Source organism: Ruegeria sp. ABM4_193, assembly GCF_056158705.1.
Window position 1 is genome coordinate 2,244,227 of record NZ_JBSWTT010000001.1, and the last position, 23,369, is coordinate 2,267,595.

Annotated in this window: 20 protein-coding genes; 11 read left to right on the top strand and 9 right to left on the bottom strand. The window is 57.1% G+C overall.

What is annotated here, in order from left to right; genetic code table 11:
• Window positions 1–147: 147 nt before the first annotated feature.
• The 8 genes from ACXADZ_RS11230 to ACXADZ_RS11265 all read left to right on the top strand — a co-directional run bounded on the left by ACXADZ_RS11230 (window position 148) and on the right by ACXADZ_RS11265 (window position 7,706).
• Window positions 148–1,887: an ABC transporter substrate-binding protein gene (locus tag ACXADZ_RS11230; protein ID WP_171089189.1), complete on the top strand. Its 1,740-nt coding sequence runs from the start codon at window positions 148–150 to the stop codon at window positions 1,885–1,887.
• An 82-nt stretch (window positions 1,888–1,969) separates the two neighbouring features.
• Window positions 1,970–3,019: an ABC transporter ATP-binding protein gene (locus ACXADZ_RS11235; RefSeq protein WP_475196365.1), complete on the top strand. Its 1,050-nt coding sequence runs from the start codon at window positions 1,970–1,972 to the stop codon at window positions 3,017–3,019.
• A 1-nt stretch (window position 3,020) separates the two neighbouring features.
• Complete coding sequence (locus ACXADZ_RS11240) at window positions 3,021–4,097, top strand: ABC transporter ATP-binding protein (protein WP_171089185.1); 1,077 nt, start codon at window positions 3,021–3,023, stop codon at window positions 4,095–4,097.
• Window positions 4,094–4,957, top strand: a complete 864-nt coding sequence (locus ACXADZ_RS11245; protein ID WP_171089183.1) for a carbohydrate ABC transporter permease — start codon at window positions 4,094–4,096, stop codon at window positions 4,955–4,957. The genes ACXADZ_RS11240 and ACXADZ_RS11245 overlap by 4 nt, the downstream gene beginning before the upstream one ends.
• Window positions 4,954–5,751 (top strand): carbohydrate ABC transporter permease, encoded by a 798-nt coding sequence (locus ACXADZ_RS11250; protein ID WP_008759087.1) that lies wholly within the window; start codon window positions 4,954–4,956, stop codon window positions 5,749–5,751. The genes ACXADZ_RS11245 and ACXADZ_RS11250 overlap by 4 nt, the downstream gene beginning before the upstream one ends.
• Before the next feature lie 8 nt (window positions 5,752–5,759).
• Window positions 5,760–6,161 carry a DUF2160 domain-containing protein gene (locus ACXADZ_RS11255; protein WP_475196372.1) on the top strand — a complete coding sequence of 134 codons (402 nt, stop codon included), beginning with the start codon at window positions 5,760–5,762 and terminating at the stop codon, window positions 6,159–6,161.
• A gap of 65 nt (window positions 6,162–6,226) precedes the next feature.
• On the top strand, window positions 6,227–6,622 hold the full coding sequence (locus ACXADZ_RS11260; RefSeq protein WP_475198563.1) for a BlaI/MecI/CopY family transcriptional regulator: 396 nt from the start codon (window positions 6,227–6,229) through the stop codon (window positions 6,620–6,622).
• Complete coding sequence (locus ACXADZ_RS11265; RefSeq protein WP_475196375.1) at window positions 6,609–7,706, top strand: M56 family metallopeptidase; 1,098 nt, start codon at window positions 6,609–6,611, stop codon at window positions 7,704–7,706. Before ACXADZ_RS11260 ends, ACXADZ_RS11265 begins: the two co-directional genes overlap by 14 nt.
• Before the next feature lie 10 nt (window positions 7,707–7,716).
• Here ACXADZ_RS11265 and ACXADZ_RS11270 read toward each other — a convergent pair whose 3' ends face one another.
• Window positions 7,717–9,120: an MATE family efflux transporter gene (locus ACXADZ_RS11270; RefSeq protein WP_475196376.1), complete on the bottom strand. Its 1,404-nt coding sequence runs from the start codon at window positions 9,118–9,120 to the stop codon at window positions 7,717–7,719.
• Between the two features lie 191 nt (window positions 9,121–9,311).
• Here ACXADZ_RS11270 and ACXADZ_RS11275 point away from each other — a divergent pair, with 191 nt between their 5' ends.
• A complete protein-coding gene (locus ACXADZ_RS11275; protein ID WP_171174923.1) occupies window positions 9,312–9,737 on the top strand; it encodes a VOC family protein in 426 nt (141 codons plus the stop codon).
• Window positions 9,738–9,782: 45 nt separating this feature from the next.
• Here ACXADZ_RS11275 and xylA read toward each other — a convergent pair whose 3' ends face one another.
• The 4 genes from xylA to xylF form a co-directional block, all read right to left on the bottom strand.
• A complete protein-coding gene (gene xylA, locus ACXADZ_RS11280; RefSeq protein ID WP_475196377.1) occupies window positions 9,783–11,090 on the bottom strand; it encodes a xylose isomerase in 1,308 nt (435 codons plus the stop codon).
• 10 nt (window positions 11,091–11,100) lie between these two features.
• The gene (locus ACXADZ_RS11285; RefSeq protein WP_171174927.1) at window positions 11,101–11,898 is read right to left on the bottom strand and encodes an ATP-binding cassette domain-containing protein; all 798 of its coding nucleotides are present in this window, start codon (window positions 11,896–11,898) and stop codon (window positions 11,101–11,103) included.
• Window positions 11,898–13,196: a sugar ABC transporter permease gene (locus ACXADZ_RS11290; RefSeq protein WP_171182571.1), complete on the bottom strand. Its 1,299-nt coding sequence runs from the start codon at window positions 13,194–13,196 to the stop codon at window positions 11,898–11,900. The genes ACXADZ_RS11285 and ACXADZ_RS11290 overlap by 1 nt, the downstream gene beginning before the upstream one ends.
• Before the next feature lie 75 nt (window positions 13,197–13,271).
• Entirely contained in the window at window positions 13,272–14,252 is a 981-nt protein-coding gene (gene xylF / locus ACXADZ_RS11295; protein ID WP_371732105.1) for a D-xylose ABC transporter substrate-binding protein, read from the bottom strand.
• A 192-nt stretch (window positions 14,253–14,444) separates the two neighbouring features.
• Here xylF and ACXADZ_RS11300 point away from each other — a divergent pair, with 192 nt between their 5' ends.
• Together ACXADZ_RS11300 and ACXADZ_RS11305 are read left to right on the top strand one after the other, a co-directional pair.
• Window positions 14,445–15,662 carry an ROK family transcriptional regulator gene (locus tag ACXADZ_RS11300; protein WP_475196380.1) on the top strand — a complete coding sequence of 406 codons (1,218 nt, stop codon included), beginning with the start codon at window positions 14,445–14,447 and terminating at the stop codon, window positions 15,660–15,662.
• A complete protein-coding gene (locus tag ACXADZ_RS11305; protein WP_475196382.1) occupies window positions 15,652–17,163 on the top strand; it encodes a CRTAC1 family protein in 1,512 nt (503 codons plus the stop codon). Before ACXADZ_RS11300 ends, ACXADZ_RS11305 begins: the two co-directional genes overlap by 11 nt.
• A gap of 7 nt (window positions 17,164–17,170) precedes the next feature.
• Here ACXADZ_RS11305 and ACXADZ_RS11310 read toward each other — a convergent pair whose 3' ends face one another.
• The 4 genes from ACXADZ_RS11310 to ACXADZ_RS11325 all read right to left on the bottom strand — a co-directional run bounded on the left by ACXADZ_RS11310 (window position 17,171) and on the right by ACXADZ_RS11325 (window position 23,344).
• Window positions 17,171–18,469 carry a cytochrome-c peroxidase gene (locus tag ACXADZ_RS11310; RefSeq protein WP_475196385.1) on the bottom strand — a complete coding sequence of 433 codons (1,299 nt, stop codon included), beginning with the start codon at window positions 18,467–18,469 and terminating at the stop codon, window positions 17,171–17,173.
• A complete protein-coding gene (locus ACXADZ_RS11315) occupies window positions 18,466–19,413 on the bottom strand; it encodes an aldose epimerase family protein (protein ID WP_171669662.1) in 948 nt (315 codons plus the stop codon). Before ACXADZ_RS11315 ends, ACXADZ_RS11310 begins: the two co-directional genes overlap by 4 nt.
• On the bottom strand, window positions 19,410–20,870 hold the full coding sequence (gene xylB, locus ACXADZ_RS11320) for a xylulokinase (RefSeq protein WP_475196388.1): 1,461 nt from the start codon (window positions 20,868–20,870) through the stop codon (window positions 19,410–19,412). The genes ACXADZ_RS11315 and xylB overlap by 4 nt, the downstream gene beginning before the upstream one ends.
• Window positions 20,871–21,112: 242 nt before the next feature.
• A complete protein-coding gene (locus tag ACXADZ_RS11325; RefSeq protein WP_475196390.1) occupies window positions 21,113–23,344 on the bottom strand; it encodes a CHASE2 domain-containing protein in 2,232 nt (743 codons plus the stop codon).
• Between the last annotated feature and the right edge of the window lie 25 nt (window positions 23,345–23,369).

Below are 23,369 nucleotides of genomic sequence, written 5' to 3' on the forward strand. Positions count from 1 at the left end.
CAATTTGGCAAATGAGTTCGATTTCACCCGCCCTCGGATGCCCGAGCGTCAATTACTAAAAATTTAGTTTGACACATGCGCGACAAATCGCTGATGCTGTCTGGCATCCGGTTACCGCCGGAAACCATAATCTTTGGGAGGAGACAGATGCGGAGACATCTACTTTCCGCAGTGGCGGCGGCTGCCGTCATTGCGGGGCACGGTTCTGCTTGGGCCGACGAAGCCGCAGCACAACGTTGGATCGACGACGAATTCCAGCCATCAACCCTGTCGAAAGACGAACAGATGGCCGAGATGCAGTGGTTCATCGAAGCTGCACAACCTTATGCTGGCATGGAAATCAACGTCCTGTCCGAGGGCATCCCGACCCATTCCTATGAGTCCGAGGTTCTGACCAAGGCGTTCGAGGAAATCACCGGCATCAAGGTAAACCACCAAATCCTCGGTGAAGGTGAAGTGGTTCAGGCTGTTCAGACCCAGATGCAAACGGGCCGGAACCTGTATGACGGCTATGTCAACGACAGTGACCTGATCGGTACCCACTCACGCCTGCAACTCGCCTATCCGCTGACCGACATGATGGGTGGTGACTGGGCGGCGACAACATCGCCGACTTTGGATCTGGATGACTTCATGGGCATTCAGTTCACGACCGGCCCGGACGGCAAGCTGTATCAGCTGCCCGACCAGCAGTTTGCGAACCTGTACTGGTTCCGTAAGGACTGGTTCGATGATGAGGCCAACAAGGCCGCGTTTAAAGAGAAGTACGGCTATGACCTGGGTGTTCCGGTCAACTGGTCGGCCTATGAGGACATTGCTGAATTCTTCACCAATGACGTGAAAGAAGTCGACGGCGTGACGATCTATGGCCACATGGACTACGGCAAACGTGCGCCTGACCTTGGCTGGCGCATGACCGACGCCTGGCTGTCGATGGCCGGTGCCGGTGACGTTGGCGAGCCGAACGGTGTTCCGGTCGATGAATGGGGCATCCGCATGGAAGCGGGCACCTGTAACCCTGTTGGCGCATCCGTTTCGCGCGGTGGTGCAGCAAACGGTCCGGCTGCGGTCTATGCGATCCGCAAATGGGATGAATGGCTGCGGGCCTATGCACCTCCGGGTGCGGCGTCTTATGACTTCTACCAGTCGCTGCCCGCGCTTAGCCAAGGCAACGTGGCCCAGCAGATCTTCTGGTACACCGCCTTTACTGCCGACATGGTGAAGCCGAAGTCCGAAGGCAACAACACCGTGGATGACGAAGGCACACCGCTGTGGCGGATGGCACCCAGCCCGCATGGCCCCTATTGGGAAGAAGGCCAGAAGGTTGGATACCAAGACGTGGGATCGTGGACTTTCCTGAAATCGACCCCCGAGGATCGTGCTCAGGCCGCGTGGCTCTATGCTCAGTTCGTGACGTCCAAAACTGTTGACGTGAAGAAGTCCCATGTGGGTCTGACCTTCATCCGCGACAGCTCAGTCAATCACGAGTCGTTCACCGAACGCGCACCTAAGCTGGGTGGTCTGGTCGAGTTCTACCGCTCGCCTGATCGCGTGGCGTGGTCGCCGACCGGCATCAACGTTCCGGACTATCCGAAGCTGGCCCAGATCTGGTGGCAGCAGATCGGTGACGTGAACTCGGGTGCGTTCACCCCGCAAGAGGCGATGGACCGTCTGGCAGAAGAGATGGACATCACCATGGCCCGTATGCAGGCCGCGGATGAAAGCGCCGGTGTCTATGGCGGCTGTGGTCCGCGCCTGAACGAGCCGCAGGATCCGTCCTTCTGGTTGGAAAAAGCAGGTTCACCCAAGGCCAAGCTTGAGAACGAAAAGCCGCAAGGCCAGACCGTCAACTATGACGAACTGGTTCAGCGCTGGCAGTCTCAGTAAGCCAAAAGCAACCGGGGGTGCCGCGTCAGGCATCCCCACCCCAATGCCAGTGCAATGCACTGAAGGACCGGAACTCACGGACATGATCGAACTTCAAGACGCCACCAAACGGGTTGGCAATGTCATCCATATCAAACCTACGAACCTGACGCTGCAGACCGGCCATTTCAACGTGCTGCTCGGTGCGACGGGATCGGGCAAGACCTCTCTGATCAAGATGATGGCCGGGCTGGACCCGATCGCCTCGGGCAAGGTCTTTATGGATAGGCAAGACGTGACCCGGCTGAACACGCAAAAGCGGCAGATCAGCCTGGTGCACCAATTCTTCGTGAACTACCCGCATATGACTGTTTTCGACAACATCGCCTCGCCCCTGCGCGTGGCTGGCATGGCGAAATCCGAGATCGAAGGGCGCGTGGAAGAGGCCGCTGACCTGCTGCAACTGCGCCCCATGCTACACCGCCGCCCGCATGAGCTTTCGGGTGGGCAACAACAACGCACCGCGCTGGCTCGGGCCATCGCGAAAGAAAGCCGCGCCGTGTTCCTGGATGAGCCGCTGGCCAACCTTGACTACAAGCTGCGCGAAGAACTGCGCGAACAACTGCCCGACCTGTTCGCAGGACGCGGCGCAGTGGTGGTTTACGCCACCTCGGAACCCGAAGAGGCCCTTTTGCTGGGCGGATACACTGCCTTGATGGAAGATGGCCGCGTGACTCAATTCGGTCCAACCGCAGACATTTACCGCAACCCTGAAAACATCGCCGCTGCGCGCGTCTTCTCGGATCCGCCGATCAATGTCGCACGGATCACCGTAGCCGGTGCTCAGGCGCAGTTGGCCGGAGGCGGCGGATGGGTCGTCTCAGATATGGCTGATGGTGATTACATGGTCGCCGTGCGCCCGCACAGGGTGACACCATATCGGACATCTGAAGCAGATGTGGAACTGACAGGCCGTGTGATCGTGACAGAGCTGTCCGGCTCTGACTCCAGCGCGCATTTCCGGCACGGATCGGATGATTGGGTCTCGCTGGCTGCTGGCGTGCACCCGTATCAGGTCGGCGAGGATCACAGTTTCTACATGAACCCGGCCCATTGCCGGTATTTCAGCCAAGACGGCAAAAGGGTGGCCTGACATGGCACAGATCAAGCTTTCAAACCTACGACACAGCTACATGCCCGCGCCGAAAGGCCCCGAGGATTATGCGCTGAAAGAAATTGATGTGACCTGGCGCGATGGTGGGGCATACGCTCTGCTCGGGCCGTCGGGCTGCGGCAAGTCAACGCTGCTGAACATCATATCCGGCCTTCTTACCCCCTCGGAAGGTCGGATCCTATTTGATGACCGGGACGTGACGGCGCTGCCCCCCGATCAGCGCAACATCGCACAGGTGTTCCAGTTCCCGGTGATCTACGACACAATGACCGTGGGCGAAAACCTGGCGTTCCCGCTCAAAAACCGGGGCGTCGATGCCGCAACGATCAAGCGTCGCGTCGATGAGATTGCCGAGATGCTGGATGTCACGGACATGCTGAATACCCGCGCCAGCGGCCTCAGCCCGGACAACAAGCAGAAGATCTCGATGGGGCGCGGATTGGTCCGTGACGACGTGAACGCGGTCATGTTCGACGAACCTCTGACAGTGATCGACCCGCATCTGAAATGGAAACTGCGGTCCAAGCTGAAAGAACTGCACCAGCGCGTCAAAGCCACCATGATTTACGTGACCCACGACCAGACCGAAGCGTTGACCTTCGCCGACGAAGTGGTCGTCATGCAAGAGGGCGAGGTCGTGCAGATTGGCACCCCGGTCGAGCTGTTCGAGCGGCCCCAACACACATTCGTCGGCCATTTCATCGGCTCACCGGGCATGAATGTTCTGCCCTGCGAAGCCAAAGGTGACCGCGCGGTCTTCGAAGGACACGAGGTCATGCTGGAAGGCCCCACCCTAGGCGAAGGTGGCCGCACCGATCTGGGTATTCGCCCGGAATACATAAGCTTTGGCGAAACAGGCGTCCCCGCGCATGTAACCAAAGTTGCGGATATCGGTCGTCACTATGTGGTCAGCGCCATGGTCGGAGACACGCCGGTAAAGGCGGTGGCGGAACACAACGCGCCCAACCCAGGCTCGCATGTCTTCTTGCAATTCAAACCAGAGCAATCCCGCGTCTACCGTGACGGCTGGATCGCAACTCAGGAGCGGGCGCAATGAGAACGGAAAACCAAAAGGCCTGGTTCTTTGTCCTGCCGGTGCTGGCGCTGGTCGCGTTCAACGCGCTGGTGCCGATGATGACAGTGGTCAACTACTCGGTGCAGGAAACCTTCGGCAACAACCAGTTCTTCTGGGAAGGGCTTGGCTGGTTTGAACAAATCCTGCGCTCCGACCGGTTTCAGGCCGCCTTGGGTAGGCAATTCCTGTTCACCTTCCTGATCCTGATCATTGAGGTCCCTCTGGGCATCATCGTGGCCCTGTCAATGCCACGCAAAGGCTTCTGGGTGCCGGTCTGTCTGGTCCTGATGGCGCTGCCCATGTTGATCCCATGGAACGTGGTCGGCTCGATGTGGAATATCTTTACCCTGCCCAAGATCGGCCTGCTGGGATACTTCTTGAATGATGTTTTGGGCATCAACTATGACATGACGCAACAGCCGATCTCGGCCTGGATCACTGTGATTGTCATGGATGTCTGGCACTGGACATCACTGGTTGTGCTGCTGTGCTACGCGGGCCTCGTGTCGATCCCGGATGCTTATTATCAGGCAGCCAAGATCGACGGCGCAAGCCCATGGTCCGTGTTCCGCTATATTCAATTGCCCAAGATGAAGACCGTCCTGACCATCGCCGTTCTGCTGCGCTTTATGGACAGTTTCAACATCTACACCGAGCCCTTCGTTCTAACAGGCGGCGGCCCCGGCAACTCAACCACCTTGCTGTCGATCGACCTAGTTAAGATCGCGCTGGGACAGTTCGACCTTGGCCCGGCGGCTGCGATGAGCCTGATCTATTTCGCCATCACGCTGCTGGTCTCTTGGGTCTTCTATACACTGATGACAAAGGATGACGCGGAATGAAAAAGCGGTCCCTTATCCCGATCCTCTATATCGCGTTCCTGATGCTGCCGATCTATTGGCTGGTGGCGATGTCCTTTAAGACAACGAACGAGATCCTGTCGGGCTTTTCCCTGTTTCCCCAGACCTTTACGCTGGAGAACTACATCACCATCTTCACCGATCCGACGTGGTATTGGGGCTATATCAACTCGATCATCTATGTGACGATCAACACGGTGCTGTCGGTCTGTGTGGCACTACCTGCGGCCTATGCTTTCTCGCGCTATCGGTTCTTGGGGGACAAGCAATTGTTCTTCTGGCTGCTGACAAACAGGATGGCACCGGCGGCGGTGTTCGCGTTGCCGTTCTTCCAACTTTATTCCTCCATCGGGTTGTTCGACACGCATCTGGCAGTGGCGCTGGCACACACATTGTTCAACGTGCCATTGGCGGTGTGGATTCTGGAAGGCTTCATGCGCGGCATCCCGAAAGAACTGGATGAAACAGCCTATGTCGACGGCTATTCCTTCCCGCGCTTTTTCGTGACGATCTTCCTGCCCAACATCAAAGCGGGCGTCGGCGTCGCAGCCTTCTTCTGCTTCATGTTTTCATGGGTGGAAATGCTGCTGGCCAAAACCCTGACAGCCGTCGAAGCCAAACCCATCGCAGCCGTAATGACCCGCACCGCCTCAAGCGCGGGGTATGAGCTGGGCCTGCTGGCCGCCGCCGGGACGCTGACCATCATCCCCGGTGCCATCGTCATCTGGTTTGTCCGCAACTACATCGCGCGCGGTTTCGCGATGGGCCGAGTGTGAGGTTCGATATGCGTAAATTACTATTCACCCTCCCCTTCCTGCCCACCATGGCTGTCGCCCAGCAAGCGGGTTGGGGCAATGTCGGCCAGCGGGAAGAAAAGGGCTTTTCCTGGACCGATCCCCTTTGGCCCGATTTCTGGATGGCATGGACGCCAGCAACTCTGGCCCTGTTCGTCGGTATCTTTTCGGCAATCGCCCTGATCGGCCTGCTCGAAGGGTTCAAGTACCGCGACGGAATCGAACGCCGTGGTGTGCTGGGGCTGACGACCACGTTGGGCGACCGGCTGTTCATCACACTGCTTGGCTCGGCCTATATCTTCCTCGCTTGGCTGGGATTTGTCGGGCAACCGGTCTGGACGCCACTTTTCCTGTCCATCGGCTGGGGTATCTTCGTCTTCTGGAAAGTTTAAGCTTTGCGAAACAGCGAAAGGATGCTTGTCTGTCAGGCATACTAAACATGACGGCACCGAGATCGATGCGAAAGAAAAAGACGACAAATCTGATGACCGAGGTCGAACTGGAGTTCATGAACGAACTCTGGGCCCTCGGGGAAGGCTCGGTGCGCGATGTCCTGGACCGCCTGCCCTCAGACCGCAATCTGGCCTACACGTCCGGTGCCACGATTTTGCGTATTCTGGATGAAAAGGGTTTTGTGGAAAGCCGTAAGGCAGGAAAAACCCTGATCTATACGCCGCTTTTGGAAAAGGACAGATATCAGGCCCGTTCGCTGCAAAACCTGTCCCGCACCTTGTTCGATGACACGCCTGCCACGCTGGTGGCCCGGCTCGTCGATGATGCGGGGCTGAGCGAAGCCGACCTGGAGGATATTCGAGCGCTGGTAGAGAGGAGACTGCAAAATGACAGCGGTTAGACCGGTTCTCGACGCATATATCGAACTCAACATTGTGCTGGCATTGTCGGCGGCCATCTGGTTGATGGCACGCGTCGCCCTGACCCGCACGACCCTGCGCCATGGCTATGTCGCACAGCTACGCGCACTCAAGGTTCTGTGCGTTTGTATTCTGATCAGCCCCTTTCTTGCATTGGGCGTATCGTCTTTGGCCGCTCACGCATGGCCGGGGGGCGCCGTCGCCCTTGGTGACATAGCGGTTGCTGCTTATCTGCGTGGTGATATCGCCATGCCTGCCGTGCAATTCGAGGCCCTGCTGAATACACGCGAAAGATGGGTTGATCTTGCTTTGTCAGGGCAGCAGCCCGTTTTCATCTCACTCGCCGCCCTGTTCGCTGTCGTCGCAGTTGTATATGCCGTTCGAGCTTTTCGGGACGCTGTAATGATCCGGCAAACGGTCAGGTCCAGCTTCCTTTGGCGGAAATCGGCAAAGGTGGATATCCGCCTGTCGGATCGCATCACCGTGCCGTTCGCGGTGCGCGGCCTGCGCCGCCGTCATGTCGTTCTGCCCAGCCATCTTCTGGATACACCGCGCGAACTGCGCTTTGCGCTGGCCCATGAGTTTCAGCACATTCGTGCGGGCGATGTGGAATGGGAACTTGGTTTTGAGCTTCTGCGTCCTTTGTTGTTCTGGAACCCCGCATATCTGATGCTCAAGTACCAGTTCGGTCGCTTGCGTGAACTGGCATGCGACCAATCTGTCGTTGCACGCAAAAGGATTGATGCGCGTGAATACACCACGTGTCTGCTGGACTATTGCGCGCGCACTCTTTCGACAAGAAATCCGCGCGTCTTAAACGTTGCCTTTGTGACCGGTGGAAAAGCCAAACGCGTGCTTCGTCAACGTGTCATAGCATTGACGGACGCACGGCCCGCAGAAGCCCCCCTACCGGCGCTGTTTCTTGGTATGTCACTGACCTTCGCCATCCTTTTGGCGCTGGGTGCGGCTTCGATCCAGCAAACTCAGGACTGGAGTCATGATCGCCTGATGCTGTCGACGGTGGTCAATCTGGAACGTCTTCAGGCGCGCAATCAGGGCAACTGATGCCACTGCGTCACCAACCGCGACGCCCGAACAGGGAATGAATACGACCCTGATCCACAAAAGGATCGGGCGCATGTGACCGCCCCAACCGCGCCACCACGCGCTCGACCATGACCCAGCTGATTATGGCAAAAATAACGCCGCCAAACGCCTGGCCCAGCAAAACACCCGATGCCCCAGCAAGGTTGGAACCGATGGTTGCGAAAACCCAGGTTCCAATCGTGTGTCGTCCCCAATTGATCCATGTGGAATAAACCGGGTGCCCAAGGTTGTTGAAACTGGCATTCGACACGAAAATCACGCCGTTGAAAAACGAGGCCAGCGCCAAAGGCCCGCAGAACAGATAAATCAGAACTCGTGTTTCCCCTTGGGCTGCAAACAAGTCTGCAATAGGTGCGCGAAGAAGAAACAAAATCGCAGCCATGCCAAGAACATAAAGTGCGGTGAATTTGATCCCGGCCAGAAAAGCGGCGCGTACCCGGTCAATCTTCTCGGCCCCGAAATTTTGTCCGATGATTGGCCCTATTGCGCCCGACAGGGCAAAAATGACCGAAAAGGCCACTGGCAGCAGCCGCCCTATGACGGCCATACCCGCCACCGCATCTGTCCCGTATTGCGCAATTTCCCGCACTACGATTGCATTCCCGATGGGCGTGGCAACGTTTGTCAGAACGGCAGGAATTGCGATGGCGCGAACCGGACGCAAGTCCTGAGCCACCTGTTTCAAAGACGGGCGCGCAAACCCCTTATGAACCTTCAACGCAGGCCATAGCGCTGCCCCCAACATGCACAGCCGCGCCAGAACCGAGGCAATCGCGGCCCCATCCAGCCCCAGCCCCACGGCAAAGATCAGGATCGGATCCAGAACCGCGTTCACCACGCCGCCATAGATCGTGGCCATCATTGACCGCCGCGCATCGCCATGGGCACGCAGCACAGCCATGGCCGCCATAGCAATCGACATGACGCACATTGTTGGCAGGATGATCGAGACATAGCGTGTGGCCAGCCTCAGAACCTCACCTTCTGCGCCAAGCAATGACAGCAGGTGACTAAGGTTCAACAAAACTAGAACGGGTACGACCAACCCGACGATCAAACCCAGCACCGCTACACTGGACGCATAATGCCTTGCCTGTTCGGCCCGCCCCGCACCCAGTTCCCGCGCAACCAGCGCCCCGGCAGAAATCGAAAGGCCGATATTGATCGCATTGGTAAAAAACAACAGCGTTCCAGCGTAACCCACCGCCGCTGCAAGCGCGTCGTTGCCCAGCATCGAAATGAAGACCATGTCCACAAAGTCGACGGCAAAAATAGCCATCAGCCCGATGCTTGTCGTCAAGGACATGCGGGTGACGTGCCGCATCAGACTGCCGCTCAGGAATACGGCTTCGGTTTGAGATTGGTTGGACATTGTAACCTGTGGTGGTCGGTGTGTTATCTCGCCAGCATCACAGATCACCGCCACGCGTCAACGGTTTCGTTCCGATCTTTGTGGTCGCGGACGAACTCCCGACGAAACCCGCCATCCCGTTTTGCCATCCACAGCCCCATGAGGACGTGTTAGAACTGCCCAAGCACCTATTGTCCGAGGCGAGGCAGAGCATGAAACTGGAATTCCACCACATCAACTTCGTGGCTGATGATGTTGATCGTATGCATGATTTTTACACTAACGTGCTGGGTTTGGATGATATCCCGCAAGACAATTTCCCGCGCACCGAAGCTGACAAAGACAGCGGCTATGACGGCAAAATCCGCTTTGCGACCGAGGGCAACATGCAGATGCACTTGGCCCAGCGCGCCTTTGACGTGGCCTTCAAGAACGGGCGGGTGATCAACCCTGTCGAGCGTGGCCACATCGCCTTTCGCACAGATGATCTGCCCGCCTTCCTGAAGCTGCTGGACGAACGCGGCATTCCCTATTCCGACTATGGCACCACATTTGCGAAAGAGTGGCATCAGGTTTTTTTTCACGACCCCGAAGGCAACGTGATCGAAGTCCACCAGCAGGTTGTTCAGGACGACTGAACCGTAAAGGGCGGAACCAACCGCCCTCTCCCCGGCTTCCGTTCCTCAGACAAATCTGTTGACGTAGTTTTCCAGTATTTCTTGACGACCCGATCGTGGTTGCGGATTGATCTCCTCGGCCAGAACCCGCGCGGAAATCTCGTCCAGGCCCGAAGCCAGCATCGCCTGGGCTTCGGGCGACGTCCAGCCTGCATAGCGGTCCGCCAGCGCCTGCTCCAAACCGCCATCTTCAAGCATTGCAGCCGCTGCTTTCAGTCCTCGGGCACAGATATCCATCGCGCCCACATGCGCGGCAATCAGATCTTCGGCGTCGATGGATTGTCTGCGCAGTTTGGCGTCGAAATTGGTGCCGCCTGTGGTGAACCCTCCCGCTTTCAGAATGTGGTAATAGGCCAGCGCGACTTCGGGCGTGTTGTTAGGGAACTGATCCGTGTCCCAACCCGATTGATAATCGTTCCGGTTCATATCGATGGACCCCAGCATACCTTCAGCTGCGGCCACGGCGATTTCGTGCTCAAAACTATGCCCCGCAAGGATCGCGTGCCCCTGTTCAAGGTTCAGTTTGACCTCATCCTCAAGCCCATACTTACGCAAGAAACCGATGCAGGTGGCCGCGTCAAAATCATACTGGTGCTTTGACGGTTCCTGCGGCTTGGGCTCAACAAGGATCGCGCCTTTGAACCCGATCTTGTGCTTGTACTCGACCACCATGTTCAGGAACCGGCCCATATGATCCAGCTCGGTCTTCAAGTCAGTGTTGAGCAGCGTCTCATACCCTTCGCGTCCGCCCCAAAGAACATAGTTCTCGCCGTCCAGCTTGTGGGTGGCGTCCAGACAGGATTTCACCGTGGCCGCAGCAAAAGCATAGACATCCGGGTCAGGGTTTGTGCTGGCGCCGCCCATCCAGCGGCGATGGCTGAACATATTAGCCGTGCCCCACAGCAGCTTGGTGCCCGACAGCTGCATCTTTTCACCGATATAGTCGGTGATCTCGTTCAGTGTCCGCAGATTGTCCGCAAAATTCCCCTGCTCTGGGCGAATGTCAGCGTCATGCCAGCAGAAGTAAGGCTGCCCCAGAATCTGAAACATCTCAAAGGCCACATCGGCCTTCATCTTGGCCCGCCCCATATCGTCTTGCGGGTGCCAGGGGCGCTCGAAGGTGGGGCCTCCAAACGGATCCCCGCCCTCCCACGCGAACGAATGCCACCAAGCCACGGCAAAACGCAGGTGATCCTCCATGCGTTTGCCCATGACGATCTCGTCCGGGTTGTAGTGACGGAATGCGAGCGGGTTCTTACTGCCCTCGCCCTCGAATTGGACCTGCTCGATCCCTTGAAAGAAACCGCTCGTCATCTCGTTCACCTCATTCCGTCTTTTCGCCGGGCTTCTTGCCCAGAATGATCATCGACAACAGGTCGTCATCGGTGACATCAGGGATGTCCACGGTACCAACCAGTTGCCCGTTCTTCATGACCGAGGCCCGGTCGCACAGTTCCATCACCGCGTGCACATCGTGGTCGATCAGGAAAATCCCGATGCCTTGCGCCTTTAGCTGTTGGATCAGGTCCGCCACCATTTGCGTTTCATGAGGACCCAACGCGGCCGTTGGCTCGTCCATAATCAGGATGCGTGCGTTGAAATACACCGCGCGCGCAATGGCCACCGATTGCCGCTGACCACCCGACAGGGCCGAAACCGGGTCGTTGAACTTCTGAAAGTTCGGGTTCAGCTGCGCCATGATCTTGCGGCACTCAGCCTCCATCGCAGCATCATTGACCAGACCAAAGGGCGTGACCATTTCCCGACCCAAGAAAAGGTTCGAGCTTGCATCCAGATTGTCCGCCAGCGCCAGCGTCTGATAGATCGTCTCGATATTGTTGGCCCGCGCGTCACGGGGGTTGTTGATCTCAACCTTCTTGCCATCAATCAGGATTTCACCATGGTCCATCTGATAGGCGCCGGAAAGCACCTTGATCAGAGTGGATTTACCAGCCCCGTTGTGGCCCAAGAGGCCCACAACTTCGCCCGGGTACAGATCGACCGAGACGTGGTCCACCGCCTTGATGCCCCCGAAAGAAATCGAGATATCGCGCATTTCCACAAGCGGAGGCTGGCCGGAGCCACGGCCCGATGCTTGGTTCTGTGTTTCTTGAGCTTGCATCATTTCGCCCCCAGACGTTTGCGATAGACGATGTCGATATAGACGGCCAAGACAAGAACAGAGCCGACGACGATGTTCTGAAACGGCGCATCAACGCCGACCATGGCCATACCAGATTGCAGCGCCTGCATGATCAGCGCGCCAAGGATTGCGCCATAGATCGTGCCGATACCACCCGACAGAGCGGTTCCACCGATCACTGCCGCAGCAATCACGCGCAGTTCATCCAGCGTGCCAATATCGTTCGAGTGGTTGGCCAGACGGGCCGAGGCCACAACCGCTGACAACGCACACAAGAACCCCATCAGAGCAAAGATTTTGACGGTCATCATCCGGGTGTTGATACCCGACAACTCTGCCGCGTCCGGGTTGCCGCCAGTGGCAAAGATATAGCGGCCAAAGCGGGTTTTGCGGGCTACAACCGTCAATGTCACGGCCACCAGGATCAGGATCAGGACCGAGATCGGAATGCCGTAGCCAACAATCAGCCCCTCGGGCATGGTCTCACCCCGCGCTTCGAACATCCGTTCCAGACGGCGGGTCGGGATCGCATAGCTGTTGACGATCAGGACATAGCCCATGATGGCGATGCCAATGATCCCAGCCAGCGTCGTTTCAGCCCAAACAGGTTTCACAGGAAACCCATGGGCGGCTTTGGACCGGCGGCCGCTCCACAACGCCCAGATCGCAATAGCAGTGGCGGCAAGGCCGAACAGAAGGCTGACGGTTGTTCCCAACGTGCCGTTTGTCCCCCCGAACATCAGGAAAGTGCTGTCCAGCGGGCCGATTGTCTGGCCATCGGTCATGTACCAGGCCACGTTGCGCCAGACCAGAAAACCGCCAAGCGTCACAATAAAGGCTGGAATGGTCAGGTAGCCCACCATCCAACCGTGGAACGCGCCGATTAATGTGCCCACTACAAGGCCCACAACCAACGTGATCGCCCAGGTCGCCGGGTGGTTCAAACCCATTCCCAATACGTTGGGCAACAGCTCGGTCTGGGTCATCGCCATGACAGCAGATGTGGTCGCCAAAAGTGCGCCGACCGACAGGTCAATGTGGCGCATGACGATGATAAACACCATGCCACAGGCCATGATCGCGACCGAAACGGTCTGGATCGACAGGTTGAACAAGTTTCTGGGTGTCAGAAAACGGCCGTCCGTAACGATGTTGAAGCCGATGCACAGGATGATGAAGGCGCCGATCATGCCCAATAGCCGCATATCCAGTTCCAGCTGCTGGAACAGGTTGGCCTTTGCTTTTTGGGGTACCGGCTGAGACGAAGTTTCGGTCATATCCGATCTTTCATGTTCAGCTATGATCTCTGGCCCACCCTTGCGGGCCAGAGACGTTGTGATTTGGAACTTGGTTTAGTTACAGGGCGCAGGGCCGTTTTCGACGCCCTGGCACAGGTCTTCCAGCGGGATCCAACCCGCGTCGACCACAACTGTCAGGTTGTCCTTGGTGATCGGCACAGGCGCCAGGAAGACCGAGTTCATCTCGGTGCCGCCGGGCGAGGTCCAGCTGATCGCGCCTTCGACATCTGCAGGGCTTGTTCCGCTGCTCAACGCAACCGCGATTTCACCGGCAGCTTTGCCCAGCTCACGTGCGTCTTTCCAGACCGAGACGGTCTGCGTGCCCTTGGCAACACGGTTCAGCGCCGCGTGGTCACCATCCTGGCCCGAGACCGGAATACCGTCCATACCTTGTGCGGTCAGTGCAGCAACAACGCCACCGGCAGTACCGTCATTCGAGGCGACCACGGCATCAACGTTGTTTTCGTTGGCAGTCAGGATCTGCTCCATGTTGCGCTGCGCGTTCGCAGGCAGCCAGCCGTCAGTATAAGCCTCACCCACAATCACGATGTCACCACTGTCAACGGCGCCCTGAATGATCTCTTGCTGACCACCACGCAGGAAATCCGCGTTGGGGTCGGTGGGCGAACCCTTGATCATCACGTAATTACCCTTGGGCATCGCGTCGAATACCGCGCGCGCTTGCATCCGACCAACTTCGACGTTGTCGAAGGTAAGATAAAACGCACGGTCATCTTCGATCAGGCGGTCATAGGCAATGACTGGAATGCCTTCGTCAGCAGCGGCCTGAACCGCCGGACCAATGGCCTGAGAGTCTTGCGCCAGAATGATCAGCGCATCAACGCCCTGGGCAATCAGGCTCTCGATATCCGACAACTGCTTGGCCGAGGATGATTGCGCATCCGACGAAATGTATTCGGCACCGCCCGCCTCAAGCGCGGCTTTGATCGCGGCTTCGTCGGTCTTCCAACGCTCTTCCTGGAAATTCGACCAGCTGACGCCCACAACAGGTTCGGCAAAAGCGGCCGTACCCATCAACACCGCCAAAGCGGAAGCGCTGAGAATTCTTTTCATGATTTCCTCCCGGTTTCATTGAGCCATCGCTTCATGATTCGTGGCCCCGATAATTCTGAGTAGCATATTTATTTCAGTCGGTAAAATATTTATGCTATCGGTAACAGAAAAAACCACCTAGGTTGAAACAGGGATTAGATACGCGAGGGCAAGATGCTGAAAAGCAAAGCTTCTTCAAACGCCACAGACCAAAGAAACATCACCCGGTTGCGGGTGCTGGAACAGATTCGCGCAACGGAAGCCATCTCGCGAATCGACATTGCCACCGCGCTTGAGACCAGCCCCGCTACGGTCACCTCGGCCACGGCAGACCTGCTGTCCGCCGGTCTTATCCAGGAAATTGAAGGGGAGTCGTCGTCAAAATCCACGCGTCGCGGTAGACCGCGTGTGCTTCTCAAGCTGCAAGGTGGATGCCACGTGATCGCTGGCGTGAAAGTCGCCCGGCATCAGATCTCGGTCATTTTGGTGGATTTCGAGGGTACGGAAATCGCGTCCTATATCCATCCGTTGGATGAGGCACGCATGGCACCCGAGGGCTTCACACAGATGATCTACACGGCCCTGTCCCATGCCTGCGACGCGGCGCATCGTTCGCTGACGGATCTGTCCGGAGTGTGCATCGGCATCGCAGGGCTGATCGACGCTGAAAAGAACTTTGTTCATTGGTCATCGTCTTTAACCGAGCGAAATGTGGACCTGAGCCCGCTCTTGTCCAAGGCCCTGCCCTGCCCCGCCTTTATCGAAAACGATGCCAATCTGGTGGCCAAAGCCGAGCAGCTTTTTGGGTTGGGCAAAGGACTAAAGACCTTTCTGGTCGTTACCATTGAACATGGGATAGGTCTGGGCATTGTGTTTGATGGCAAGCTTTATCGCGGCGAACGCGGTTGCGGGGCGGAGTTCGGGCATTTGAAAGTTCAACTGGACGGCGCGCTGTGCCAATGTGGACAACGCGGCTGCCTTGAGGCTTATGTCGGAGAATACGCCCTGATCCGTGAAGCCACGATCGCAAGCCAAGCCACGGACCCGCGAACACTTGCCGATATTCTCGAAGCCGCAAAAGCCGGGGATGCAAGGTCGATCTCGGTTTTAGCACGTGCCGGGCAGATGTTTGGAATGGGTCTTTCGAACCTGATCAACCTGTTCGACCCCGAGTGTATTATTCTGTCCGGAACACGCGGAAGTTTTGAGTACCTGCATTCAGAGGAGGTCATGGCGCGCGTCAAAAGCGGTGTCGTCAGCGTTGACGCGCCCTTACCCGAAATCAAAGTGAACCATTGGGGGGATTCAATGTGGGCAAAGGGAGCGGCTGCTTATGGAATCGAACAGGTCTCGATCCTGAAAGTCAGGGAATTGGCAGCACATGCGAACTAGTCTGGCTTCCCTGCTGATCTCAGCAACAACCGTTTCTGCGGATGTACCTTCCCCGCAGTTTCTAGGTGTTGACGTTCCGCCCCACGTGTATGACGGGGGCTGGGAACATTTCGTCGGCGGCGGGGTCGCCGTCTTCGACTGCAATGGCGACGACCGCCCCGAGCTTTACGCCGCCGGAGGCTCTAATCCCGCGCAGCTATTTGTTAACCTGTCCAAGGAAGATATTCGGTTTCAAGCTGACACGCCCAGCGCACTATCCCTGACGGGAGTGACCGGCGCGTACCCTCTGGATGTAGATGGCGACGGGCAGCTTGATCTCGCAATTCTGCGCGTCGGTCCCGATCTGTTGCTGCGCGGCGGGCCGGATTGCACATTCGCGCCTTTCACGACGCTGAACTTCAATTCGGAAGATCATTGGACCACCGGTTTCTCAGCCACTTGGGAAAGCGGGCAAGCGCTTCCTACGCTGGCGTTTGGTACTTATGTTGACCGCAGCGATCCGGACGGACCGTTTGAGACTTGTGGACCAACCGTGTTGTACCGGCCGGACGGCGAAGCCTATGGCGCACCCGTCCATCTGGAACCCGGGCATTGTTCCCTATCCATTCTTTTTTCCGACTGGGCGCGGTCGGGCCGCGCGGACCTTCGTGTCAGTAACGACCGACACTACTACGTCCGCGACGGGCAAGAACAATTGTGGGCGATGGAAGACACCCCGCGTCTTTATGGGCAGTCAGACGGATGGCTGCCCTATTCGATCTGGGGCATGGGCATCGCCTCGCGCGATTTGACTGGCGACGGGTTTCCAGACGTCTACCTGACCTCGATGGGCGATCAGAAATTCCAAACCTTCGATCCGTCGACTGCAGGGCCGACATGGCGGGATGCGACCTATGATCGGGGAACAACAGCACACAGGCCGCATACAGGTGGAGATGGTCGCCCTTCAACCGGTTGGCACGCGCAGTTTGGTGATGTGAATAATGACGGGCTGGACGATATTTTTGTCACCAAAGGTAACGTCGAGCAGATGCCCGACGCTGCGCAAACTGATCCAAACAACCTGCTGATGCAAAACGACAATGGTCAGTTTGTCGAAACAGCTTCAGACGCAGGCGTCGCTTCTATGCAAAAATCCCGTGGCGGAGCCTTGGCCGATCTGAACGGGGATGGCTGGCTGGACATGGTGGTGGTCAATCGCAGCTCTCCGCTGGAAGTTTTTCAGAACACGCCACAGGACGGCAACAGGTTGATGGTAGATCTGAGTCATGCGCACCCCAATCGCTTGGCTATTGGCAGCTTTATCGAGGTCAAAACGGACGCCGGAGTGCAGACGCGGGAAGTCACAGTTGGCGGCGGCCATGCCAGTGGCATTGCTGGATTTCACCATTTTGGCTTGGGCGACACAGAAAGCTTGCAGATCAGGGTGATCTGGCCCGACGGCAAGGCAAGTGATTGGCAGACCGCAAACCCCAATCAGGTGATACGTCTTAGCCGCTGACCGATGACTATTGGTCAACGGGCAAACCGCTTGGAACCGTCTTGGGCACACCCAACCGAACTGCCGGGTCCTCCAGAGTGCCGAGGAAACTCAGGATGGCGCTGATGTCATCGTCGCTCAGGCTAACAGGAGCCAATGTGTTAGAAGCGGCAATCGCTTCGACGTGTGCCGGGTCCTGCATGGCCTGGGCATCCTTGGCCCCATGAAATCCGGGCAGTTCGGCTTTCTCGATCGAATATCTGCGTAAGGCTGCCACCGGATTCAAATGATGGCGCACCACATCCTCAAGCTTCGCATAAGCGCCGCTGTGCCCGTAAGGCGCGGTCAACGTCACGTTCCGCAGCGAGGGTGTGCGAAAGGCAAACGCGTCCCCTGTATCGCCCGTGACGCGCAACCGTCCGTCATCGCGCACGTGGTTTTCGAAACGGGCCGCTTTTCCGGGGCCGATCTGGGGCATGGCTATGGAATGGAAACTATGATCCGTCTGGAACCATCCAGAATGACAGCTGCTGCACCCGGCCTCACCGTAAAACAGTGTCATACCCAATTGCGCTGTCGCGGGCAGAGTTTCTTCACCCCGCATCGCGCGGTCAAAAAGGCTGTTATCTGCCCGCCATTCAAACGCGATGAAATCCGCGATGACATTGGCGATGGCGGTAAAGGTGATCTCTTCCCCGGGCGCGATGTCCTCAAACCGCCGCGAATATTCCGGTATCGCCGCCACCCAGGCCGCGATCAGGTCCCAGGCCCCGCCCTCTTGGGTCAACAAGCCAAGTCGCACGGCCTTGCTCACCTCGTTTTCGGAATAGTGCCCAGCCATTTCGTCGGGTGAAAGCACCGGGAACATCGCTTGCGCGGCCAGAGCCGATTGAAAACCGGGCCGCATATCCGTTCCTAACGGTGTTCGGATGCCATTTGGCTGTGTCGGATCAGCCTCTAACCGCCCATCATGGAAAAAGGTCGTGAACTCCAGCGCGCCCAAATTCCACAAGCCCGGAGAGTTTCGCGGGATCCGCTGTTCAGGCGTGTTGTCCTGAGTGATGTTACGCTCTGCCCCAAGTCCCACACCACCCTCGCCAATTCCAAGCGAGAGGCCGTCAGATGTGCCAAGTTCAGGATGATGGCAGGTCGCGCAGCTGATGTTTTTGTTTCCCGACAGGATGGGGTCGTAGAACAGCAGTTGCCCCAACTCGACACGTTCTAGATCCGGCTCAACAAACGTCGGAACCGGGCCAAGGTCTTGTGCCTGAACTGCGGGTACGAACAGCCACAGGCCGGCAACGGCCGCCGAAATCTGACCTCTCATGTGCGCACCCCGTCTATCTCTAACGTAAGTTTCTGATGATAAGGCCTTTCCGGCGTGCAGATCACAGACGGGAACGCGGGATGGTTGACCGCGTCTGTGTATCCGGCAGGTTCAATGCAAAGCGCGGCCCCAGGTCTGAACGGATCCGACAAATGCGCCGCCGCATAGACCTGAGCACCGGGTTGATCGGAATAGACTTTCATACTTAAACCCGTTGGTGCGTCGACTTCTGCCACAGGCATTTTCACATCTCTCCCGTCCGCAAACACGAAGTAATGGTCAAGACAGCCTGTTTCTTGACCAATAATTCGACGGCACGAGAAATCCAGATTTTCGTCCTTGGTGTTCAGAATGCGGCCTGTGGGAACAGCGCTTTCGTTTAGTTCCAGAAACTGATCGGCATTTAATTTGAGACGACAATCGAGAATGCCCTGCGAACAGCCAAGAGTGTAATAATTATGCTGCGCGATGCTGATCGGCGTGGGTCGATCCGGACGCGCGGTGATCGTGTAGGTCAGGCGCGGGAACTTAAGCTCTACGCCCAACTCAAACCGCACTGAGCCGGGGAAGCCGCCGTCGCCGTCAGGTGAAACCACGGACAGAACAGCTTGATTTCTAGAAACTTCACGGAAATTCCAGTGTCTTCTGGACAACCCGGTCCCGCCGCCATGCAAGGTGTTTTGCCCCTCATTCGCGGTCAAGCGACAGGTTTCGCCCAGCAAGTCGAACCGGGCTCCGCTGATGCGGTTGGCCACGCGTCCGACAGTTGCGCCCAGATAATACGGATCTGTGAGGTAATCCTGCGGAGAGTCATAGCCCAGTATCAACGGCGTTTGTCCCATCCACCAACCTTGTGTGATCGCGCCATAGTTCAGCAAGGCAACAGACATGTCACCGTCTTGCAAGGTGACCCGCTCAATGGTCGCAGAAGACTGATCCGTCATCTTTGCACCGACAGCGGCGACAGGGCCGTGTAGTATTGGCGATAGCGTTGGTACGCTTCATCATACCCATCGCACAGTTCTGTTCTGGGCATAATGACCTCTGAAATGTCCGGCGGGGTCATAATGTCCTTTGGATCTGCCCCTTCAGATGCGCAGGCGGCCAGACGTGCCGCACCGGTCGCTGCGCCAAACTCACTTCCTTTGGGCAAAGCAAGCGGTGTGTTCAGAGCAGTCGCCAGCGTCTCCAGCCAAAACCGCGATCGTGCCCCGCCCCCCACGACGAGAAGACTTTGGGGCGTTGTTCCCGTACCCCTGAGCGCCTCAAGACAATCGCGCATGGCAAAGGCGACACCTTCCATTACAGACTGTGTCAGCGCCTTGGGATCCGCCGCTATATCCAGCCCCAGAAAAGCCCCTCTGATGGCGCTGTCGTTATGGGGTGTCCGCTCGCCTGACAGGTAAGGCAAAAAAGTCGTATCCGAGGGCCCATCGATCCGGTCCGGCAAGGCAGACGCTAACGCTGCAACAGGCTGTCCCACGTTGCGTGAAAGCCAGTTCAGACTGTTTGTGGCGGACAGGATGACACCCATTTGAATCCAACGGTTGGGCACCGCGTGGCAAAAGCAATGAACCGCCGTTTCCGGCGCGGGCGCATAACTTTCTTTCGCCACCAGCAACACCCCCGAGGTTCCCAGTGACAGAAAACCCGTACCTTCGTCGATACTGCCGATACCGCAGGCTGCTGCAGCGTTATCTCCTGCTCCTCCTGCAACCAGTACAGGCCCGGTCAGGCCCCAGCTCTGCAAGATCTCGGTCCGTAGCTGCCCTCCAACCGCGCTGCCTTCAACCAGTTGAGGCATCTGATCTCGGCGCATATGCCCCAGCTCAAGCGCCGTGTCAGACCATTCGCGGCGACCAACATCCAGCCACGCTGTCCCGGCACTGTCCGACACGTCACTGATATATTCGCCTGTGAGCCAAAAACGCAGGTAATCCTTGGGAAGCAGAACCTTAGACACTTTTTCGAAGATCTCGGGTTCATGTACGCGCACCCATTCCAGCTTTGGCGCCGTAAATCCTGGAAAAACGATATTCCCTGTAACCTCGCGCATCCCGGTGGAACCGTCTAACTCGGCAGCTTCGGACGCGGACCGCGTGTCATTCCACAAGATACATGGCCGCAACACCGAGCCTTCGTGGTCAAGTAACGTGGCACCATGCATATGCCCGCTTAGCCCAATGGCACGCACAGCAGAAAACGCTGCAGAATTCGCCCGGCGCAATTGGACAACCACCTTTTGGCAAGCCTTGATCCAGTCCGATGGCGCTTGCTCCGACCAGCCAGAGCGCGGCGTTGAGGTTTCAACACCCGCTTCGGCATCCGCAAGCACACGCCCGCCGTCGTCCACAACAATACCGCGGAGACCGGATGTCCCCAGATCCAGACCAAGATACACCTGCTCTCCCCCTTTTTGTCCGTCGCATTTTCCGACCAGGCCATTGCTGGCTTGTAGCAAAACAGTTTGCGCTAACGTCTTACGCCAAATTCAAGGAATGCGACATCTTTTTGTGCGGTATCCCGCGCGCCAAAGTCGTCAAAGCAGAAGATCACCCGGCGTCGAGTTGCCAAACTCACACGCTCGAGCCATTTCAATGAAGTCTGGTTAAAGCAGATCGTTTTCCTGGACGTGAACGCCGCCTACTCAGATCCGAGCCTGTGATTGTATCTGGTGAAGATAAGCTCACCTGCAGGTATATCTGATCTGAAATCGGCCGTTCTCCCAAGAAGCGCGCGATAGAACCGGCGCAGCCCAGGTTCGATATTTTCAGCCAAGCCCTCGCAGCACCGACACAAATCTTCAATTCTGCTTTGCGGGTGTCGATCAGTGATCGCAGAAATCAATTCGCTGTGCAAAGCTTCAAGGTCTTTGAAAGCCGCAGTCTCTCGTACAAGTTGGTTCCCTACCAGTATATACACTGGTTCCGGATTGGCTTTGCCCTTCAGATCAACATGCCCAGCTTCCAACAGGGCCAGATCCGCTTGCCCGGCTTGAGAAACCCCGCTTGAAACAACAATATCATAGTCGACCGTACGGCAGCTTTGTTCGAGCCGTGCTGATACGTTCACGACATCCCCGATGACAGTATAGTTGAATCGTTTTTCGGACCCGATGTTACCAACGCATGCCTGCCCCGTGGCAATTCCTGTTGCCAATGCAATGGGTTGACGGTTGTTCATAATTCCGGATGCGTTGAAGTCCGCCAAAGCACTCCGCATCTTGAGCGCGGCGAATGCCGCGCGACATGGATGGTCCGCGACGGGTATTGGCGCATTCCAAAAGGCCATTATTGCGTCGCCAATGAACTTGTCGATCGTTCCCCGCTCATACAACACCTGGTCCCCGATTTTAGAGAACAGCGCATTCAGTACTGAAACAAGTTCAGTGGCGGATGCCGACTCGGACAGAGAGGTAAACCCACGAATATCTGAAAACATCACCGTGATTTCCTGAGTTTCCCCTCCCAGTTGCAGTTGGTGACCCGAGTACTCCATTTCATCAAGGATCTCCGGGGCGACGTAATGCGAGAACACCTTTCGGATCTCACGCTTTTCGCGCTCGGTCGATATGAACAGATACCCCGCCAAAAGACCGAAATTTGCCATACCGCCGATCAAAGGAAATGTAGCGTCGAACAACACCGATTGGTTTTGAAAGACCATCCAGCTGATCGAAAGAACTGCAGCTGCGGCAATACCTCCGGCGACGAAAGACGCGACAGCGCCGAAGCTGGACATGACGGCGATGACCACAAGCCCCAGAAAGACAAAAGCAAGCAGTTCTTGCGCAGCCGTCACGTCAGAACGGCTGAGCATGTCTTGGGTCAGAACCTGCTCGATCATCTGTGCATGAATGGAAACACCAGGAACGCTTTCCCCAAGCGCCGTTTGATGAATGTCGAATAATCCGGCAGCGGATGTTCCGACGAGTATTATGCGCCCTTCGATTTCGGCCCGTAAAGACGCATCCGAAGAACGCTTCATAACGTCGTTGGCCGAAATATACAGGTCGGGTGTGTCTCGCCGATATTTCAGCCAAAGCTCGCCATTCTCGGTCGTTGGCACCTGGTATCCGCCAACCTCAACCGCCAACATGATCCCTTCTTCGTCCACAGCGCCTTCGGCGAAGATATTGGTTTCTCCCAACGCGACACGCAAAGACTCTATAGCCAGACCAGGCATAGGCCCATCCGGCCCATCCCAAAGCACCGGCACGCGGCGCACGATGCCTGTTCCGCCGATGGGTGAGACGTTGACACCACCAATACCGGCGGCAGTACGATCCAGCGGAGGCGCAATTGGCGTCCAATGTGGAACCGAGATCAGACCAGCAGTGGGATTTTCTCCAAATTCGACGATACCCGCTTTGGCTGCGATACTCTTGCCTTCCTCAGACAACCGCGCGGCGGCACCCAGAACAACTGGCCAATAGGCAATTTCCATACCCAGCAGCACATCATTGTCCAGCCGCTTGGCGTGGTGTTCTACCGTCAGAATGCCAGCCAATGACGGATCGTTTAAAAGCCGTGACGGCGAATACCTGTCCGGCTCGGCAAACAGCATATCGAATGCGATGGCTGCAGCACCGTATTCCCCAAGGTTTTCCACCATCTGCGCAACCAAAGTGCGTGGCCAGGGCCACTGCCCCCAATTGGCCAAAGCATCTTCATCGATATCGACGACGCGTATGGGAAGATCGGGATTGAACTCTCGCGGGGACAACCTTTGAAGCACATCGAAATAAACCAGGCGTGTCATTCGAACCGGGTAAGGATCCACTGCACGGATGAAACAGCCCAAGAGGATCAGGACCAGCCCAACAAGACGAAAGGCCCATCGCCCATTCTTGGTTTTACGTATCTTTTCGCTCACACCATCCTCCGGGAAAGAGGAAAAA